Here is an 18,507-nt window from a genome sequence, read left to right on the forward strand (position 1 = left end):
TCAGATCATTTCCAATCGGGATTGTTCTCGAACTGCTGCTTCAGCAGCGCTTTCATGTCGTCATTCGGCTTGCCTAGCCACTGGTACTTGGCGTATTTCTTCGGATGATCGACGGCTTCCGGCCGATCTTCCACCGCGACCCGCACGCCCCAGGCCTGAGATTTATCCGCGCTGAACGCCACGATCAAAAAGTTGTTGCCGCAGTCGTGCGGCTTGCACAGGTTGCCGACCAGATACTCTTTGCCCTTCCAGCTCAGGTTCTGCGCCGGCGTAGAGGTGCCGACGCCCTTGCGCGCCCAGCCCGGCATCCGCGCCTGGCCTTTCACCATGTTTTGCCAGCTGGCCTGATACCCCGGCTGCTGAATTAAATCCGACGTGGTGACGATCTGCTGGGCAAAGCTGCCCGCGCTGAAGCTGAGCAGTGCGCCGAAGAGGGCGCAACGCAGCGCCTGGTGTCCCGTCATAGTCCTTCTCCCTAGGTTAAATCAGGTTTCGCCCGTCAAACCGGGCCTGAACTAGTCAGACCACGGTTGCGGCAAAAAGTTGACTCACCACCAGGCGTGAAAATGATGCACCGGCCCGATGCCGTGCCCCACTTCCAGGGTGTCCGCCTGTTGCAGCGCGTGTTGCAGGTAGTCCTTGGCGGCGGCCACCGTGGCCGCCCAGTCGGCATGGCGCGGGCGCAGCGCCGCCAGCGCGGCCGAGAGCGTGCAACCGGTGCCGTGGGTGTGGCGGGTGGCGACGCGCGGCGCGGTAAAGCGCTGCTCGCCTTCTGCGGTAAACAGCCAGTCCGGGCTCTCACTTTCGCTCAGGTGGCCGCCCTTCATCAGCACCGCTCGGCAGCCCATCGCCAGCAGCGCCCGTCCCTGCTCGCGCATCTGCGCTTCATCTTCCGCCGGCGCGCACGCCAGCAGCGCCGCCGCTTCTGGCAGGTTCGGCGTAATGATCGACACCAGCGGCAACAGCTCGCGCCGGATAGACGCCACCGCCTCCGGCGCCAGCAACGGATCGCCGCTTTTCGCCAGCATCACGGTGTCTAGCACCACGAATTCCGGCCGGTAATGGCGCAGCCGTTCGGCCACCGCCTGCACGATGTCAGCGTTGGCCAGCATGCCGATCTTGACGCTGTCGATGCGCACGTCGCTGAACACCGAGTCCAGCTGCGCGGCGACAAATGCCGGATCGATGTAATACACCGACTGCACGCCGCGGGTATTCTGCGCCACCAGCGCGGTGATCACCGAGGTGCCGTAGGCGCCAAGCGCCGAGAAGGCCTTCAGATCGGCCTGAATGCCGGCGCCGCCGCTGGGATCGGTGCCGGCGATGGTCAGCGCGTTAATGCGTTTCATCACAGATCCTCCCCGCGCAGTTGATACAGCGCGTCGAGGAACGCCGGCGTAAAGCTGCCCGGCCCGGCGGCCTGCCTGGCCGCGAGGCCGCCGCAGTGGGACATCACCCGGCAGGCGGCCGCCACGTTGTCCAGGCGATCGCCCGGCAGGGCGCAAAACGCCGCCGCCACCGCCGACAGCGCGCAGCCGGTGCCCACCACCCGCGTCATCAGCGGGGAGCCGCCTTCGATCGCCCAATCGCGTTGGCCGTCGGTGACGTAATCCACCGCGCCGGTGACCGCTACTACCGCACCGCTGCGCTGCGCCAGCTCACGCGCGGCGGGCAATGCCGCCAAGGAATCGTCGCCGCTGTCCACGCCGCGGCCGCTGGCCAGCAACCCGCTGAGCGCCATGATTTCCGAGGCGTTGCCGCGTATCGCCGCCGGTTTCTCGTCCAGCAGCTGTTTGGCGAAGGCGGTGCGGTAGGAGAGCGCGCCAACCGCCACCGGATCCAGCGTCCAGGGCTTGCCGGCCCGATTGGCGGCGGCCACCGCCGCGCGCATCGATTCGGCGCGCAGCGCGTTGAGGGTGCCGACGTTGATCAGCAGGCCGTCGGCCAACGCGCTGAACTGCGCCGCCTCTTGCGGCTCCACCACCATCGCCGGGGAGGCGCCGAGCGCCAGCAGCACGTTGGCGGTCAGCGATTGCACCACTTCGTTGGTCAGGCAGTGGATCAGCGGAGGCCGCTGTTGGAATTGAGTCAGGCAGGCCGCGGCGCGCGCGCCGGGTAGTGCATCAGGTCGAGCGATCATATTCCTCCCAACCGGCGTTCAAGAAGGCGGCGCCGGTTGGGCGGCCGTGACTTCCCTACGCTGGCATTATCCAGATCAGGTAATACGGGTATTTCTCAGCCTTCACGCAGAAGGGCACCCCGAGTCATGAAAATCAATAGGTTGTGATCAACGTTGCGTTAATCCCTGAGCGAGATGGTAATGCCAGCGGGAAGTCTTGTAAACGGCAAAAGCGGCCCTTCTGGGCTGTGTATGACAGGTTGAGTGACACAATGTTTGCCATGTAGAATACTCTTAAGTCGTCAACTATCGTATAAAAAGAGGCCATGATGGATTTACAAGCATGGGATAACGTTATCTCCATCGCTTCGAATACTGTAACAGCGTTGAGTGTGGTTGGCGGCGTCATCTTTGGAGGGATTAAACTTCAGGAGATGGTGAAGACGAGAAAAATGGAGCGGGCAATTGATTCAGCAATCGCTCTTAAAGAAGAGATTGATGGCACTAGAAGCCGTTACAATCGTATGCGCTTTGACTTAAACCGCATCATGACGTTTCTCGACACACTGGCGAAGTCAGGACAAAGAGCCGACGAAGAAAGCTATTACCATATTCAAGATTCCTTGAAAGATATGACGGAAAATACCTTTCGCATTGGTAGTTCTTTCATCAAATTACGTCACTATAATGTTCTGATTAAAGAGGTTTCCTGGGAGCCATTCAACACCCTTCTTCACTCTGCTGGTAATACGCAAATTGCCATCTCAAAACTGATGACTCTCATCATGCAGGCTATGCTTAAAGAACAGATAACACTAGAAGACTTCATGGCAATACGTAACGCTTATGATGAACATGGTGCAAAGATGAAAGATGTAAATCAAGCTATCTCTGGTTTAGATATCATTAGATTTGACAATCTTTTTGACTTCAGCAAAGTACATAAAAAAAGCCGGGATTAACCCGGCTCTTATGTTTTCAGTTGTCACTGTTCGCTGAGATAGTACCTGATAGCGCTGTCGAATCCATGCGTATGTATGCGGCCAGTAGACTGGAGCAACTACACTCAAACCTGCGCGCTAACGCTGATATGTTGATAACCGCGTCATCGTTTGTACCGTCTAAGAGCCACTGCATCAGCGGCATGTTGCCAGTATTACTCGACCACTACAGTACGGGCATTCATCTCAGGCGGTCACGCTGGCATACTGTGGCATCATGGATCGTGATGTCGAGGACGTATATAACGGGATCTACTGCTAACCCCGATATTAAAGGAAAGAATTGATGGGTGAATTTATAGTATACACATTGAAAAGCGACTTCTTTATAAACTTGTTGATGAGCCTTACCACAGGCGGGTACATGGGTATTGTAGTGTCAAAAGCTGTCGCCTTTTCTAACATTAAAAAGGAAGCGTTACGCATCGTTCGAACCATTGATACACTTGGGCCAAATGGCCCTGTATTCCATAAAACTGAGGATGTCACGACCTTGCTCCTCTTGAGCTCTGAACTTCTGGGGCTTAAACATAAAAAAGCAGCAGGTGTTATTAACAATGTTTTTAGCGATATTAACAAGGAAATCGTCAGTCCTTCCTTGGATTCATCTGTCAGAGGTGAAATCCTTGCCAATGCTCAAAAAAATATCAGAACCTTACCTGCCAACAAGCTTGCTCTCTTCAATCCTTTCGACTTCAGTTTATAAGGCTTTTGGAGAACAAAAATAACCTTACTATGTGTACTGGCACTACTGCCATTGGCTGCTCATGCTTTGACTGTCATTTTTACACTTCAGGATGTCATCGAGGCTGCTGATGGCAAAATATGCGTATATGATGACCATCTGCGAACCGAAAACATCAAGATCCGCAATGGTCAATGTAGTCATACTAAAATTTTCACTTTCGATTAAAGGTAGTTTTACATACCCTGCAATACCAGTTTGGTTTCTCTACAAATGAGCCAAGTCCAGTATATGCTTTTTCACGTGATTCCATGTGAATCTTTTTATTCTCGCTCTCGTAACACTTCGGACAAAATGCAGTGTCATCATCTTCAGTCCAAAACACACCGTCCCGAAACGAAAATGCTGTTTTATCCTTCAGTTTTTCTTCAAGATCCTTGATATTTTGTTCTGCATCAAATAGTAAAGCTTGAGTAGTTATAACTTCAATTTTGACGCTGGCAAGCTCTGTCATGAGGTTTGCAAGTTCAAGCTTTAGGGTTGCCTTATCAAGCTCACCACCATCATCAGCAAGCTTCTTTGCAATACCAACAGCTTTATCAATTATTCCTACAGCGGCCGCTGTGCTTGCTAACATTCCAGACATAAATAGCGTCTCTCCAGTCTATTATGTGGCTATTACCGATACGAAGCTGTAACACCATCCAAATATCCTTGAGCATATGCTGCATGTGGACTCTTATGACGGACAGTGCCAGCTTGGCTTTCATGTAAAGAATCAAGATCAATATTCAGAATCTCTGATCGTATTAATCCTGCTTGATAACCTTTTTCGTAAGCACAACCGCAACATTTATGTCTGCCAATACCACCTTGATCGTCGGGCAGATGTTCAAAAAAATCCCAATAACGGTGCCGATCTGTACATCTTGCCATTACTCATCCTCATCTGGCTGGAATTAACTTAAACTTTATATGGTTATCTAAAAATGCACTTTCAAGTCAAATCTTACTTATTTTTTTGATAGGCTTCACATTTCAACATCACTATGTTCCAACAACTAACCCAAGCCATCAATCACATAGCGGGAACATATGAAGATAGCGCCTGGTGATTCCTGAACCGCTCTTCTCGCTCGCGCATTATCGACAGGACTGGCGACCTACCTCTGCGGCATTCACGCACGCTCTTCACAGGTGCGAGCAATCAACAAAACGGAAAGCGTCGAACGCTTCTTTGATAAGGAAAACGTTATTGAAGAGCGCGAAATACTTTATGAATTCAGCAACGGCGTCACCCTCTTGTGCAAGATGGAGTCGGATAGTTTTCAATCCGACGATCTGTGCCGCAAATGCTGGATAAGCTACGAAGTCGTACACGACGGCGGCCATGCCGTCTCGCCGAGAAAAAAGCAGTTTTATAATCGCTGCCAGGAAGTGTTCTGGATGAAAATGCAGGCGGAGCACGCCTGACGACATATCGCCACGCGCTTAAGATGGCCGTGCACGCCCGGTGCAATGCGCTATAGTGAGCACAAACCACCGGGAGATGCCATGCAGATAAGACCCTACCAAGAGACCGATCGCCCCTTCCTGCGCACGCTGTACCTGGCGTCGCGCAAGGCGGCGTTCGGCTGGCGCGATACCTCAAACTATCAGTTGGAAGATTTCGACGGCGCGACGCTGGGCGAAGCGATTTGGGTGGCGGAAGACGGCGGCACGCTGCTGGGATTCGTCTCCGTCTACCGCGAAGACAACTTCATTCATAACCTGTATGTCGATCCCCATCAGCCGCCGCGCGGCGTCGGCAGTGCGCTACTGCAGGCAGCGCAAGCCACCTTCACCGCCACCGGCTCGCTGAAATGCCTGGTGAAGAATGAAAAGGCGCTGGCGTTCTACCGCAAACACGGTTGGCGCATCATCTCTACCGGCAACGCCGGCGAAGAAGATTATTACCTGATGCATTCACCGGCCCGCTAACGCCGCCTTTCCCGTCACAGAACTCATTAATGATAATGGATTTCATTATCATTTAAGCATACCCTTCCTTGTCTCTCTCAATGAACTCTGCAAGGAAGGTTATGCAACATCAAACGGATACTCGCTTCCCCGATGCCGCAGCGGCGGATTACGATCGCCGTATCCTGACCCTGGTGCCCGGCTATCAGTTTGCCCAGGCTTTGCTGACGGCGACGCTCGCGCAGACGCTGCCGAATGACGCCACGCTGTTGCTGGCCGGCTGCGGCACCGGCAGTGAACTGGAGGCGCTGGCCGCCGCCAACGCCAACTGGCGTTTCAGCGCCGTGGAACCCTCCGCCGGCATGCTGGCGGCCGCACGCGCCAAGGCCGAAGCCGCGGGTTATGCACAACGGGTGAGTTTCCAACCCACCTTGCTGCAACAAGCGCCGCAAACCCGCCACGATGCGGCGGTGTGCTCATTGGTGCTGCACTTTATCGCCGACGATGGCGCCAAACTGGATTTTCTGCAGCAGTTGGCGCAGCGCCTCTCCCCCGCCGCACCGCTGCTGCTGTTCGACTATCAACCGGAGGGCCTGCCCGCCAGCCACTACCAACATTGGCTGCAAAGCGCCGGGCATTCGGCGGCGCAGGCGCAGGAGGTGATCGAACGCACCCGCCGCAACTGGCACCCGATGACGGCGGCGCGCAGCCGTCTCCTCCTGGCGGAAAGCGGCTTCACCGCGCCTCAGCAGCTGTGCGGTGCGCTGGGCTTCCAGCTTTCACTGCTCCACCGCCGTCGCTGAGGGCGGCATCCCGCGAAGCGTCAGCCGCCAAAACAGCAACGCGCTCAGGCTGACGCCCGCCCCCAGCCAGCAGACGCCGCTCCAGCCCGCCCAGGCGTACATATGGGTGCCGGCAAAGGCGCCCAGCCCGCTGCCGACGGCGTAAAACAGCATATAGCAGCCCACCAGCCGGCTGTGCGACTGCGGGTGTGCACTGAAGATCATGCTCTGGTTCAGCACGTGGATCGCCTGGCCCGCCAGATCCAGCAGCACGATGCCCGCCACCAGCCAAACCAGGCCGCTGCCGAGCAAACCGAGCGGCAGCCAGGCCAGCGTCAACAGCAGCAGACACACGCCGCTGGCCGCCTGCCCCAACCCGCGATCCGCCAGATGCCCGGCGCGCACCGCCGCCAGCGCGCCCACCGCACCGACCAGGCCGAACGCCCCCACCGCGGCATGGCTGAAGCTGAACGGCGCCTGGCTCAGCGGCAACACCAGTGAACTCCAAAAGAGGCTGAAAGCGCCGAACATCAGCAGCGCCAGCATGCCGCGAATTTGCAGCGTGCGGTCATGCAGCAACAGGGTCAGCATTGAACGCAGCAGCGCGGGATAACTCAGCGTACTGGGAGCGGTGCGCGGCGCAGGCAGCAGGCGCAACAGGATCGGCAGCAATACCAGCGTCACCCCGGCGGAGAAAAAATACACCGTGCGCCAGCCGCCAACGTCCGCCAGCGCACCGGACAATGTGCGCGCCAACAGCAATCCCAGCACCACTCCTCCCTGCGCCGCACCAACCACCCGCCCGCGCTCCTGCGGCGGCGCCAGTGCCGCGGCAAAAGCGATCAGCCCCTGCGTCATGGCGGTGCCCAATAAGCCTACCAACAACATCCCTACCAGCAGCCCGGATGCGCTATGCGCCCAGCCTACCAGCAACAGCGCGCCAATCAGCCCCAGCTGCTGCCCCGCCAGCAACCGATGCCGGTTCAACCGATCCCCCAGCGGCACCACCAACAGCAGCGCCAGCGCGCAGCCCAACTGAGTCACGGAGATCACCATGCCGACCGCCGCCAGGCTGATGGAAAAATCATGGGCGATAGCGTCCAGCAACGGCTGCGCATAATAAACGTTGGCCACGCTAAAGGCGCTGGCACCGGCCAGCAGCAGCACCAGGGTGGCCGGCAGGCGCCCTAGCGCCGCACAGGGGGGATCCAGCAGTTTGTCGCTCATTACACACCTCAATCTGGTTTCATTATTAAACCCAATGAACTTTAGGCGCAGAGGTTTTATAATGCAACCAGAATGTGCAGCTGGAGATAACCGCCGTGAAACGTAAAAGCCTGGAAGACGCGCCGTGCCCGGTGGCGCGCACGCTGGATGTGATTGGCGACTGGTGGTCGCTGCTGATCGTGCGCGACGCCTTCGACGGCGTCACCCGCTTTAGCGAATTTCAAAAAGGGCTGGGGATGGCGAAGAACATCCTTGCCACCCGCCTGCGCGCGCTGGTGACGCACGGCGTGCTGGAGATCGTGCCCGCCGCAGACGGCAGCGCCTATCAGGAATATGTGCTGACCGAGAAAGGCCGCGGGCTGTTTCCGGTGATCGTCGGCCTGCGCCAGTGGGGGGAAGATCATCTGTTCGCCGAGGGAGAAGCGCACTCAACGCTGGTGGAAAGCGACAGCGGCCGCCCCGTCCCGCGCCTGACGCCGATCGGCAGCGCCGGGCAAACGCTCACCCCGCTGAATACCCGGGTGGTGAAGGTGGAGGAACGGTGATGAGAGTTAGTGGCGGTGCCCGCAGCTCACCCGCTGAAAAACCTGGCGGATAAAGAGCCATTCCAGACACCCGGCCAGCAGATAAACCGCGCCAAAAACGAGCGCACCAAACCATTCCGTACCGTTAAAATGGAAAAACCCACTGGCGTCAATCAGCCAAGCGGTTTGATTCTGGTTTAGCCTGGGTACAGGAAAAAGCTTTATTGTCAGCACAGCCAGCCCAACAACAGCCAATGCGTTAGCGAGCAACAGGGCAAGTTTTTTCATAGCCTTTCATTCTACAACCTAACGCAGTCCAACAAACTAAACCTAAGAACATGCGTTAATGGTTAACCCTCAGGTTGCCCCGTTCGTCGGAGACAACCATGAATGCGGCGGTAATCAAATGCGAACCTTCGGGTGTCTGTATATCGTAGGCGACGGAATAACGCTTCCCTGGCCGAAAAGCATAGTCGAATACCGGCATGCACCTCCCCGGCTCAACGAAGAAAACGTCATTATCGATAGCTTTAATGAGCTTATCGCCTGATTCGCTATAAATCTGAACGAAGCGAATATTATCCCCTGCCTTCATAGAAGAAAGAATGCAGACATGGTTATCTTTGGCAGTGACGACGGCGGGGAAGCGCGGAGTCAGCTTATCGCCAGGCCCCGGACAGCCGACCAGGAGGCAGGCCGTGAATAGAACCAAATATTTTTTCATGCTCCCCTCATCCCTTAATAATTTTTTGATAAAGTGCATGAATGTCACGCAAACTATCGGTTCCCCTGTACTTGCCCACTCGTCCAGGACGTTGATAATAACGCCACGTTTCAATACCATAAACCAACAGCAGCCAGTAATCAGCAAAAATCGAAGCTTGTTGCTCCAGCGAGTAATCAGTAATTTTATTCTTATCAAGACGATAGTTGTACTCAGCCGCCCAACTAAACAACCCACGCATTCTTACCCATTGTCCATGCTGATGCTGCCATACATGCCCCAACTCATGGATGAAAAGATGTTTTTCTTCTATCAGAACCGTGTTATCAGAAAAATCGTCTTTATAGAGTTCCCTCCGTAACCATAACTCGCCATTAGGTGCCATGGCATAACTTCTGTTTTGTAAGCCAAACGGGAAATAGCTATCACAGTGTATCCATACACGACCATATATAATTGAGCTTCCATATATATGGCGAGCCAATTTAATTTCCCCCATGGTCATACGTCGTAACGTCCCTTCCTCGGCTAATGCGTTCATTTATCCCTCCATGAATTTATCAATATCCTAATGCTTTTCTAAAATGAATCTATACATGAACGCTTAAATGGTTTAATTTGGCACAATCCATTTATAACCTGAATAATTTGCAGAAAAATCCTCATCGATTTTCTATAATTAATTAAACGAAAAAAACATATTGCAAATACCTTTGTAGTAGCCGCGGTCAGGATACCCTTATCCAGCCCCCCCTGCATGATTCGCTTCGCAGCGTCATCCGGGTAATGTATAGTCCGCGTTTTACGGAGATCCCATGCTGACTAACTCATCCATTCGTCTGAACAAATACATTAGCGAGAGTGGCATCTGCTCACGCCGCGACGCCGATCGATACATCGAACAGGGCAACGTTTTCATCAACGGTAAACGCGCCACCGTTGGCGCTCAGGTATTTGCCGGCGATGTGGTGAAGGTTAACGGTCAGCTGATCGAACCGCGCAATGAAGAAGATCTGGTGCTGATCGCGCTGAACAAACCGGTCGGCATCGTCACCACCACCGAAGACGGCGAGCGCGACAACATCGCCGACTTCGTCAACCACAGCAAACGCATCTTCCCGATCGGCCGTTTGGACAAGGATTCACAGGGGCTGATCTTTCTGACCAACCACGGTGACCTGGTCAACAAGATCCTGCGCGCCGGCAACAATCATGAGAAAGAGTATCTGGTGACGGTCAACAAGCCGGTGACCGACGAGTTTATTCGCGGCATGGGCGCCGGCGTGCCGATGCTGGGCACCGTGACCAAAAAGTGCAAGGTGAAGAAAGAGGCGCCGTTCGTGTTCCGCATCACGCTGGTCCAGGGGCTGAACCGCCAGATCCGCCGCATGTGCGAACACTTCGGCTATGAGGTCACCAAGCTGGAACGCACGCGCATCATGAACGTCAGCCTGAAAGGGTTGCCGCTGGGCGAGTGGCGCGATCTGACCGATGACGAGCTGATTGAGCTGTTCAAGCTGATTGAAGGCTCTTCGTCCGAGGCTAAACCGACGAAGAAAGCCCCGGCCAAATCTGCCCCTGCGAAAAAACCGAACGCCGGCGGGCCGAAAGGCGCCGACAAAGCCGCTGCGCCAGCCGGCCGCAAGCGCTTTACCCAGCCAGGGCGCAAGAAAAAAGGGCGTTAACGCCCTTTCTCCCTCGCTCAGCCCGCCTTTGCGCGGGCTTTTTCATCATAAAAGTCAGCCACAGGCCGCCACTGCGTTCTCACCATAAAAAAGGCCCGCATCAAGCGGGCCTGCAAGTACCAGAGAAGTCTAGAGGAAAAATCAGAACGACCAGCGCAGGTTGGCGTTGACCGAATTAACGCGAGTATCGGCGCCAAATTGCCCCTGATAGCCGACATCCAGTGTCGCGGCGTGCGACAGTTTCACGCTCACACCGATATCGCCCACCATCACGTTGTCATCCACGGCCTGGCCCTGCGTGACGAACGCGTCGCTGCCAGCAAACGCCATGCGCGATGAAGTGTTCTTATCGCCGTAGGCGTGCTGCCAGCCGAGTGAGCCGTAAAGGCTGACGTTCTTCGGCAGTTCGGTCACGCCGCGCACCCCGAGCGTAGAGTAGAAGGTGTTCATCGTTTCATTGCGCACGCTCAGCGCCGCCGCGCCACCCGACTCCTGGAAGCTGTCGGTATGCAGGCGGATGTAGCTCAGGTTGATGAACGGTTCGACGTTCATCTCCGGCTGGCCGAAACGGTAACCCGCTTCGGTGAACGCCAGCAGCGAGTTCGCGTCATAATCCGACTTCAGCCGATCCGAGAAGCCGCTGAAATCGACGTTGCGCTTGCCTTCAATCTTATGCCAGGTGTAACCCAGCGCGCCGCGCAGCGAGAACGCATCCTGCTGCCCCGCCGCATACAGGCCGAGGTGGTAGTTGTCGGTATCGGCCTTGGAACGGCGGCTGTCGACGTCGTAGTCGCCGCGGCTGTAACCAAAGTAGCCGCCGATGCGCACGTTATGGTCCGCCAGCTTGCGATCCGCCCCCAACAGGAAGCCGGTGGTGTTGCCATCCAGCTTGCCCACGTTGCCGTTGCCGCTGTTTTTGCCCCAGGAACTGAAGGTTTGCCCCCAAACGCCGCTGTTTTGCGCCTGCGCCGGTTGCACCAGCGACATCGCCAACGGCGGTATCGGCAGGCTGTCATTGTCGAACAGGCGCAGCATGCGCTGGTTCAGCACGTTGAACAGCTGGGTGCTGCCGGCGATCAGGTTAGACTGCATCGACGGATAGACTTCACCGGACAGCTGATTGAACGCCTCGCGCGCTTCCGGCGCGCTCAGCAGCAGCAGCGAGTTATACAGCGCCAGCGAAGGGCCGCTCTGCGCCAGCGTCGAGAGCGCGCCAGCGGTATTCCACTGGTTGCCGCTCTCGGCCACCGTTTGGAAAATGCCCGGTTTGCCGCTGCCTGGATTCTCGCCCCCCGGATTTTCACCGCCTGGGTTTTCTCCGCCCGGATTCTCGCCCCCTGGATTCTCGCCCCCTGGGTTTTCCCCGCCCGGATTCTCGCCCCCTGGATTCTCACCGCCTGGATTCTCACCGCCTGGGTTTTCCCCACCCGGGTTCTCGCCGCCAGGGTTTTCACCGCCCGTGTCTTTCTGCGCGATGGTCAGATCCACGGCGTTGGCGCTGTGGTTCAACGCCACATCGAGGAAGGCGGACTTGGAAACCGCCGACGCGAACTGGCCGTCAATGCCGCCGTCCGAGGTCAGAATGCGGTAGCTTTGGCCAGTTTTATAGCTGGTTTGCGGATCCAGCGCCGTCACCTGCACCTTGGCCCGATCGCTGATGGTGGTTTTGCCCGCCACCAGCAGTTGGTCGCTGCGGCCGTCGCCGGCGATATCGACGTCATAGAAGGATTCGCCGATAAAGTTCAGGTAGCGTTTCAGCGTCAGCGTGCCGATATTGCCGTCGCCGGGCGAGATATGGCCGCCGGACAGGATCTCGGTCTGGCCCAGCGTGCCGTTGCCGCCCAGCGTGCCGCCGGCCTTGATCGACGCGGCGCTGCTGTAGCCCTGCCCGTTATTGACGTCGGAACCCGCCGTCGCATTGAGGATCAGCGTGCCGCCGTTTTCGGCGCTGAGGGTTTGGATCTCGAAAATGTCGTCTTCTTTCTGGGTATTGATGTCGCTGGCGATGATGAGCTTACCGCCGCGCGCGGTGACGTTTGCCTGCAGGCCAGTGAGATCGCCGTTCAGCGTCGTGTGCCCGGCGGTGTTGATCACCTCGCCTTCGCCGCTCATCTTGTTGCTGAAGACGTAATTACCGTCGGTATGGTTAAAGTACACATAGCTGCGGAACAATCCGCCCCGCAGGGCGATCGCCGTCTGGGCATCGATAGTGCCAGCAGCGCCCGCCGCGCCGAGCGTCGGCTCGGTCAACCCGGTGCCGGTATCCATGTTGCCGCGGCTGCCGATAATCAGCGCGCCGCGGTTAGAACCGGAACCGGTCTTGCCCAGCACCACTTCGTTGCCGCCGGCGGAGAATGTCCCGCCGTCCATGACCGCCAACACGCCATTGCCGTAATCGCCGACGTTGACGCTGCTGCCGCTGGTAAACCGTGAGCCGCTGCCGGCGATCGTCAGCTCGGCGGTTTTACGCGCGCCGGAGACGCCCGCCACCTGAATATTACCGACGTTGACCACGCCGCCGTTCAGCACGTCCAGATCGCCGTAAAGCGTGAGCGCACGGCCGACGTTCCATTGGGAATTAGCCCCCGTGACCGTGGCTTTCGGGCTCAGCATATCGCTCTCGCCCGGCCCGCTGCCATTGCCGATGCGTGCGTCAAAGGCGGTATTCAGCACCGCGCCGTCTTCAATCGCCAGCGTGGATCGTGCCCCTAAATCGGTGCCGACGCTGAGAAAATTGCTGGTGACGCGAGAACCGGCGCCGGTGGCGATAAGGTGGCTGTCATAGCCACGGGTGGTGCCGACCACGATCTCTTTCGCGCTGGCCAGCGCACCGTCTTCAACCCGCAAGGTGCCCCGCCCCAGATTCAGGCCGCCACGCAGCACGAACTGATCGTTCACCGCGTTCAGCTCGGCGTTCGGCCCGCGGACCGTGACTACGCTGTCATGAATTTGGCCGTTGAACATCCGGCCAATATTGATGTTATAGGCGCTGATCTTGCCATTCTCGATCAGCAGATTGCCGCTTTGATTGCGGCCGACGTAAACGTCCCCGGTGTAGGCCAATGATTCGGTAATTTTTGAGTCGCCGTCAAAAATGGCATCGTCTGCGCGAGCGATATCGGCGGGCGCCAGCATCAACAGCGGCGCAGAAAATAGAGCGAGGTAAAGTTTGGAAAGCGGTGTACTAACCGCTAAAGGGTGCGATGTCTTGTCATTCACGGGCTATCTCCGTACTCGTTAGCGTGATGTCGCGAAATTTATTGTTATAGGAAAACTCAATACACTAGAGGAGGTGTGAGGCGTTATTTCGCGCACGCCGGTTTAGTGATCGTCGAAGCAAAAGCTTATTGCCCCCCGGCGCTGACGCTCCGACGATGGAAAACCAGGAAGCGGCAATACCGCCCCCGAAGCGAATTATTTATGCGTGACCACCGGCGTACAGGTCGGCGCGCTCAGCGACGGCGACGAACCTAAAATTCCCGGCATCATCAGCGATGAGCAATCAAAAATACGGCCTTTTTCCGTGGTGGCGCGATAAGAAAGTTTTTGGCCGCCCAGCGCATCTGGCTGTGCGCCATTGACGTTGGTCACGGTAATTTCGTCCGATGAGCCCAGGCCCAGCATTTTGGCGGTTTCCGCCTGCAGTAATGGAATGGCCTGATCGGTTTTCAGGGTGGAACAACCGGCTATCATCATCGTAACGGTTAAAGCGATAAGTGGTTTCTTCATAAATTATCCTTTATAACCAATCAGTTAAAATTACCGATTAGCTTTATGTTTTCTCTTATCCAAATCCTCGAATAATATATTTCCCTTTCCTAAACGAAAAAACCCTCCTAAAGTAGGGAGGGTTGATAATAATTCATCAGACCTATCTGATATTTGAAGGCGAAAGGAGAATCCTTTGGGGCAGGATTATGCGTTGGTCGTTGATGACCATCCATTGGTAGCAAGCGGCATCGCCAATTTTCTCAGCACGCATTGCCGATTCAAACAGGCGCATGTGGTGACCAATGAAGAGAATTGCTACCGCCATATTAGGGAAAATGGCCCACCGCGTTTACTGGTGATTGATTTTTGGCTCTCTTCCGGTACGGCGTTGAAATTACTCAAAGAAGTAAAACAACGTTATCCGCAGGTGCGGATTTTGGTGGTCAGCGGCGACGAGAATAACGATATCTGGCAGAAAGTGCACAATGCCGGCGGGCATGGGTTCGTGTTAAAAAATGAACCGCCAGAATTATTCGCCAGGGCGGTTTTTGCGCTGAATAACAATCAGGAATGGTTCCCGGAAGGCAATGAAGCCGCCATTAAAAACAACCATGACCATTTAAATAAATTCAATTTAACGCCGAGGCAATTAGACGTATTAACTATGATGCTGCGCGGCCTGCCAAATAAAAGAATTGCGACGCAACTGTCTATTTCAGAACCCACCGTCAAAGAGCATATCAGCAATATCTTGAAAAAGATCGGCGTCAACAGCCGGGTGGAAGCTATCACGCTGTTGCACGGCAAACGGGATCCGTCGTCATGAGGTTTTTCCAGCATTTACAAAATGATGGCATCTCTCCACGCGCGCAGATCCGCCTGCTGGACAACACCTTCATGCGGCTGGTGTTCAGCTTCACCGCCGTGCCCTTCGTCGGCATTCCGTTCGCCATCTGGATTTATTTGCTGGGTGATGAACTCGGCCCAACCATTACCTGGATCATCGTTTACCTGCTATGCGCCGTGGCGATCCGAATAGGACATCGTCGCTATCTGCATGAGGCCAAAGAAAATGATGAAGACACCGTGCTGCGCCGCTGGCTGCCGCGCATTAATAAGGTGGCGTTTATTCACGGGTTGGGGATCTCATCACTCTATTTAATTACGCCGCAGACCCATAACTTTGACTTTTTCCTGCTGCTCAATATCAGCATCGCTGCGATCGTCGCCGCCAACGCAACGCACCTGACGCCCGTCATCAGCACCTTTACCCGCTTTTTCTTCGCCTCCTGGGGGCTGCTGAACCTCGGCATCATCTGGCGGCTGGAAGACGTGATGTTCATCGTACTGATGCTGAACTTGCTGTACGGCTTCGCCATTTACCGCCACGCATTAACCTCGCATGCGTTCTTTATCCAGCAGGCGCTGCTCGAAGAACAAAGCTCGCGCCTGGCGGAGCAGTTCCGCCAGGCTAAAGAAGAGGCGGAACAGGCGCTGCTGGACAAGAACCAGTTCCTGACCACCGCCAGCCACGATCTGCGCCAGCCGGTGCACGCCATGGGTTTTCTGATCGAAGCCATCATCCACAAAAACCGGGACGACAGCCTGACGCCGCAACTGCTGGATCTGCAGCAGAGCGTGCGTTCGGTGCATTTGATGTTCAATTCGTTGCTCGATCTCAGCAAGATCGAATCCGGCAACGTGCGTACCGCCGCCACCCATGTGGATATCGGCGCCCTGCTCGACTCGGTGGTCACCCTGTTCCGCGAAGAGGCCAACAGCCGCGCCCTGGCGCTGCGCACCTGGCGGCCTAGACGGCGTATCAGCGTGATGGGCGATCCGCTGCTGGTGCGGCAATCGCTGATCAACCTGATCCAAAACGCCCTGCGCTATACGCAACAGGGCGGCGTGTTGATCGCCATCCGCCCACGCGGCCCCGAGTGCCTGGTGGAAGTGTGGGACACCGGCGTGGGCATCGCCGACGAAGAGAAAAGCAAAATCTTCTCCCCTTACTACCGCCCTGAACTGGCGTGGAAAATCGACAGCGCCGGCCACGGGCTGGGGCTGGCGGTGGTGGCGCGCTGCGCCAAGCTGATGAAGGTGAAGTACGGCATGCACTCCGTCGAAGGCAAAGGTTCGCGCTTCTGGATGCGCTTCACGCAATACAGCGGCGAAGACAAAGCGCCGGACACCGCGGCCGCCTACGACAACACCGCCACGCCTATCCGCTATGCGCCGCTGCGCGGCGCCTGCCTGGTGGTGGACGACGATCCCTTGGTGACCTCCGCCTGGGAGAGCCTGATGAGCACCTGGGGCATCACCGTGCGCTGCGCGGCCTCCGCCGAGGAAGCCTTCGCCATTGTCGAGGACGGTTTTACGCCGTTCGCCGTGCTGTGCGACCAGCGCCTGCGCTCCGGCGAGAGCGGTTTCGACATCCTGAAAGCGCTGTTCGAACGCCTGCCGGACGTGAGCGGCGCGATGGTCAGCGGCGAGTTCAACTCACAGATATTGCAAGAGGCCGAGCAGGAAGGCTATCTGGTGCTGCGCAAGCCGCTGGAGCCGGCCAGGCTGCATGCGCTGCTGACGCAGTGGGGGGCGGGCTAGCGCGAGGCGGTGCCTTAGCGGGCAAGATGCCGCAGCAGGCCTTCAAGGTTGCGCTCCCCCTCCGGGGTTTGCGCACCGGCTTTCAGCCCACCGCGGATCAACCGCTCCGCGGCCGGGCGTGCGAACAATCCCGCCCAGGCGTCGTGCTCGCGATAAAAACCGGCCTGCAGATCCGGTGCAGGCATCGCCTGTTTGGCCGCCGCAATCACCCCCGCAGGCAATGCCGCGATATTGCGCGCTAACTGCTCGACGAAATCATCCAGCTCGGCGGCAGGCAAGGCGCGGTTAATCCAGCCGTAGCGTTCTGCGGTAGCGGCATCGATGAGATCGGCGCCCAGGATCACTTCCAGAGCGCGGCCGCGCGTCATTCGGCTCGTCAGATACTGCGTCGCACCGCCGCCGGGCGTAATGCCCATCAAGGCCTCGCACTGGGCCAGCCCCGCCGCTTCCCGTGCCGCGAAAGCCATATCGGCCGCCGCCACAAACTCGGCGCCACCGCCGCGCGCCAGCCCGGCCAGCTTAACGAGAGTGACCTGCGGCTGGCTACGCAGCAGCTCGCCAAACGCCTGGAACGGATTTAGCCCCTCCGGCGCGTTGCTCGCCAGTTCGTCGAAAGCGTGCGGCTCATCGATCAAGGTCATGTCGACGTGAGCAATAAAGAACGCTGGGTTCGCGCTCTGGAACACCAACACCCGCGTATCCGGATCGTCACGCACCGCCAGCAATAAACGGCTGATTTCCGACATCAGCGCCACATCAAGCACGTTTACCGGTGGGTTATCGATAGCGATCGTCATCACGCCGTGCGCATGAGACAGCCTGAGCTTGCTGAAATCTGTATCTGTCATCTCAATGTCCTTTTACCTGGGGTACAAGTGCGGGTTTTTCACGCCGTGTGTCGAATGGTATACTTTGCATACCTGGCGTCAATTACGCACCTTAAGCATCCCAGGGATGCAGGAGGATACCGATGGATAAGACCGACCTTGTTTACCGCGCCGACTGCCCAAGCCGCATCGTCCTCGATCAGATTGCCGATAAATGGTCCATGATGGTGCTGGAAGTGCTGCGTGAACCGCAGCGCTTCAACGCCATCAAGCGCCGTTTGGATGGCGTCACACAACGCGTGCTGACCCAGACCCTGCGCAAGCTGGAACGCAACGGCATGGTGCATCGCAAAGTGTTGGACGGGCGGGTGCTTGGCGTCGAGTATTCGCTGACGCCGCTTGGCAAATCCCTGCAGGGGCCGTTCTCGATACTGTTCGACTGGACGTTAGGGAATATCGAGGCGATTCAGGAGTGCCAACGTAAGTATGATGAGCAGGGCGAGTGATGCGATCCCCCATAGATAGGTTCAGAGAGATCGAGCATGGCCGCGTTCTTTTTAACGTAACCGATGGTCTCTACTTTCTTCATGCCCCAGGCGCTATCAATCATACCAAGGTCTGAATATAGGCCATATTTAGACCACAAACGATGTTCGGCT

21 protein-coding genes and 1 riboswitch are annotated in these 18,507 nt (G+C 56.8%); of the genes, 9 read left to right on the forward strand and 12 right to left on the reverse strand.

The genetic code is table 11. The annotated features are described in order from the left end of the window. Window positions 1–5: 5 nt before the first annotated feature. The 3 genes from ACJ8J5_RS19070 to thiM form a co-directional block, all read right to left on the reverse strand. On the reverse strand, window positions 6–464 hold the full coding sequence (locus ACJ8J5_RS19070) for an inhibitor of vertebrate lysozyme family protein (protein ID WP_060434395.1): 459 nt from the start codon (window positions 462–464) through the stop codon (window positions 6–8). A gap of 84 nt (window positions 465–548) precedes the next feature. After that, a complete protein-coding gene (gene thiD, locus ACJ8J5_RS19075; RefSeq protein WP_025303881.1) occupies window positions 549–1,349 on the reverse strand; it encodes a bifunctional hydroxymethylpyrimidine kinase/phosphomethylpyrimidine kinase in 801 nt (266 codons plus the stop codon). Further along, window positions 1,349–2,140: a hydroxyethylthiazole kinase gene (gene thiM / locus ACJ8J5_RS19080; RefSeq protein ID WP_028128367.1), complete on the reverse strand. Its 792-nt coding sequence runs from the start codon at window positions 2,138–2,140 to the stop codon at window positions 1,349–1,351. The genes thiD and thiM overlap by 1 nt, the downstream gene beginning before the upstream one ends. 35 nt (window positions 2,141–2,175) lie before the next feature. Continuing rightward, window positions 2,176–2,272: riboswitch (TPP riboswitch) on the reverse strand. Window positions 2,273–2,448: 176 nt separating this feature from the next. Here thiM and ACJ8J5_RS19085 point away from each other — a divergent pair. Continuing rightward, window positions 2,449–3,081, forward strand: a complete 633-nt coding sequence (locus tag ACJ8J5_RS19085; RefSeq protein WP_261456784.1) for a hypothetical protein — start codon at window positions 2,449–2,451, stop codon at window positions 3,079–3,081. Between the two features lie 403 nt (window positions 3,082–3,484). After that, window positions 3,485–3,826: a hypothetical protein gene (locus tag ACJ8J5_RS19090; RefSeq protein WP_261456785.1), complete on the forward strand. Its 342-nt coding sequence runs from the start codon at window positions 3,485–3,487 to the stop codon at window positions 3,824–3,826. Between the two features lie 193 nt (window positions 3,827–4,019). On the opposite strand, the gene ACJ8J5_RS19095 is transcribed toward ACJ8J5_RS19090, so the two are convergent. Together ACJ8J5_RS19095 and ACJ8J5_RS19100 are read right to left on the reverse strand one after the other, a co-directional pair. Next, window positions 4,020–4,451: a hypothetical protein gene (locus ACJ8J5_RS19095; protein ID WP_261456786.1), complete on the reverse strand. Its 432-nt coding sequence runs from the start codon at window positions 4,449–4,451 to the stop codon at window positions 4,020–4,022. Between the two features lie 545 nt (window positions 4,452–4,996). After that, window positions 4,997–5,284 carry a hypothetical protein gene (locus tag ACJ8J5_RS19100; RefSeq protein ID WP_261456787.1) on the reverse strand — a complete coding sequence of 96 codons (288 nt, stop codon included), beginning with the start codon at window positions 5,282–5,284 and terminating at the stop codon, window positions 4,997–4,999. Window positions 5,285–5,359: 75 nt separating this feature from the next. On the opposite strand from ACJ8J5_RS19100, the gene ACJ8J5_RS19105 reads away from it, so the two are divergent. Beyond that, the gene (locus ACJ8J5_RS19105; protein ID WP_197769666.1) at window positions 5,360–5,785 is read left to right on the forward strand and encodes a GNAT family N-acetyltransferase; all 426 of its coding nucleotides are present in this window, start codon (window positions 5,360–5,362) and stop codon (window positions 5,783–5,785) included. Window positions 5,786–5,886: 101 nt separating this feature from the next. Further along, window positions 5,887–6,567, forward strand: a complete 681-nt coding sequence (locus tag ACJ8J5_RS19110; protein ID WP_173888320.1) for a methyltransferase — start codon at window positions 5,887–5,889, stop codon at window positions 6,565–6,567. On the opposite strand, the gene ACJ8J5_RS19115 is transcribed toward ACJ8J5_RS19110, so the two are convergent. Then, window positions 6,544–7,773 carry an MFS transporter gene (locus ACJ8J5_RS19115; protein WP_261426528.1) on the reverse strand — a complete coding sequence of 410 codons (1,230 nt, stop codon included), beginning with the start codon at window positions 7,771–7,773 and terminating at the stop codon, window positions 6,544–6,546. The two genes, ACJ8J5_RS19110 and ACJ8J5_RS19115, sit on opposite strands and share 24 nt — an antisense overlap. Window positions 7,774–7,868: 95 nt before the next feature. Between ACJ8J5_RS19115 and ACJ8J5_RS19120 the strand changes: the two genes are divergently transcribed. After that, the gene (locus ACJ8J5_RS19120) at window positions 7,869–8,318 is read left to right on the forward strand and encodes a winged helix-turn-helix transcriptional regulator (RefSeq protein WP_060434485.1); all 450 of its coding nucleotides are present in this window, start codon (window positions 7,869–7,871) and stop codon (window positions 8,316–8,318) included. Window positions 8,319–8,324: 6 nt separating this feature from the next. On the opposite strand, the gene ACJ8J5_RS19125 is transcribed toward ACJ8J5_RS19120, so the two are convergent. Genes ACJ8J5_RS19125 through ACJ8J5_RS19135 form a run of 3 tightly spaced genes read right to left on the reverse strand, consistent with a single transcriptional unit; the run spans window position 8,325 to window position 9,562 of the window. Further along, window positions 8,325–8,585 carry a DUF1158 family protein gene (locus ACJ8J5_RS19125; protein ID WP_060434382.1) on the reverse strand — a complete coding sequence of 87 codons (261 nt, stop codon included), beginning with the start codon at window positions 8,583–8,585 and terminating at the stop codon, window positions 8,325–8,327. A 55-nt stretch (window positions 8,586–8,640) separates the two neighbouring features. Continuing rightward, window positions 8,641–9,021 carry a putative T6SS immunity periplasmic lipoprotein gene (locus tag ACJ8J5_RS19130; RefSeq protein WP_033648952.1) on the reverse strand — a complete coding sequence of 127 codons (381 nt, stop codon included), beginning with the start codon at window positions 9,019–9,021 and terminating at the stop codon, window positions 8,641–8,643. A gap of 7 nt (window positions 9,022–9,028) precedes the next feature. Next, entirely contained in the window at window positions 9,029–9,562 is a 534-nt protein-coding gene (locus ACJ8J5_RS19135; protein ID WP_072022355.1) for a type IV secretion protein Rhs, read from the reverse strand. 274 nt (window positions 9,563–9,836) lie between these two features. On the opposite strand from ACJ8J5_RS19135, the gene rluF reads away from it, so the two are divergent. Further along, on the forward strand, window positions 9,837–10,706 hold the full coding sequence (gene rluF, locus ACJ8J5_RS19140) for a 23S rRNA pseudouridine(2604) synthase RluF (RefSeq protein WP_025303889.1): 870 nt from the start codon (window positions 9,837–9,839) through the stop codon (window positions 10,704–10,706). Between the two features lie 141 nt (window positions 10,707–10,847). Here rluF and ACJ8J5_RS19145 read toward each other — a convergent pair whose 3' ends face one another. Then, window positions 10,848–13,925, reverse strand: coding sequence for an autotransporter outer membrane beta-barrel domain-containing protein (locus ACJ8J5_RS19145; RefSeq protein ID WP_334273998.1), 3,078 nt, complete (start codon window positions 13,923–13,925; stop codon window positions 10,848–10,850). 195 nt (window positions 13,926–14,120) lie between these two features. Continuing rightward, a complete protein-coding gene (locus tag ACJ8J5_RS19150; protein WP_025303891.1) occupies window positions 14,121–14,435 on the reverse strand; it encodes a hypothetical protein in 315 nt (104 codons plus the stop codon). Between the two features lie 175 nt (window positions 14,436–14,610). Here ACJ8J5_RS19150 and ACJ8J5_RS19155 point away from each other — a divergent pair, with 175 nt between their 5' ends. Together ACJ8J5_RS19155 and ACJ8J5_RS19160 are read left to right on the forward strand one after the other, a co-directional pair. Further along, window positions 14,611–15,243, forward strand: a complete 633-nt coding sequence (locus tag ACJ8J5_RS19155) for a response regulator transcription factor (RefSeq protein ID WP_049204885.1) — start codon at window positions 14,611–14,613, stop codon at window positions 15,241–15,243. Next, window positions 15,240–17,021 carry a hybrid sensor histidine kinase/response regulator gene (locus ACJ8J5_RS19160; protein WP_192973975.1) on the forward strand — a complete coding sequence of 594 codons (1,782 nt, stop codon included), beginning with the start codon at window positions 15,240–15,242 and terminating at the stop codon, window positions 17,019–17,021. Before ACJ8J5_RS19155 ends, ACJ8J5_RS19160 begins: the two co-directional genes overlap by 4 nt. Before the next feature lie 14 nt (window positions 17,022–17,035). On the opposite strand, the gene ACJ8J5_RS19165 is transcribed toward ACJ8J5_RS19160, so the two are convergent. Then, complete coding sequence (locus tag ACJ8J5_RS19165) at window positions 17,036–17,869, reverse strand: enoyl-CoA hydratase/isomerase family protein (protein ID WP_060434370.1); 834 nt, start codon at window positions 17,867–17,869, stop codon at window positions 17,036–17,038. Window positions 17,870–17,991: 122 nt separating this feature from the next. Between ACJ8J5_RS19165 and ACJ8J5_RS19170 the strand changes: the two genes are divergently transcribed. Beyond that, window positions 17,992–18,354: a winged helix-turn-helix transcriptional regulator gene (locus ACJ8J5_RS19170; protein WP_141967233.1), complete on the forward strand. Its 363-nt coding sequence runs from the start codon at window positions 17,992–17,994 to the stop codon at window positions 18,352–18,354. Window positions 18,355–18,507: the final 153 nt, after the last annotated feature.

This window comes from Serratia sp. CY43202 (genome assembly GCF_052168755.1).
Taxonomy (GTDB): domain Bacteria; phylum Pseudomonadota; class Gammaproteobacteria; order Enterobacterales; family Enterobacteriaceae; genus Serratia; species Serratia bockelmannii.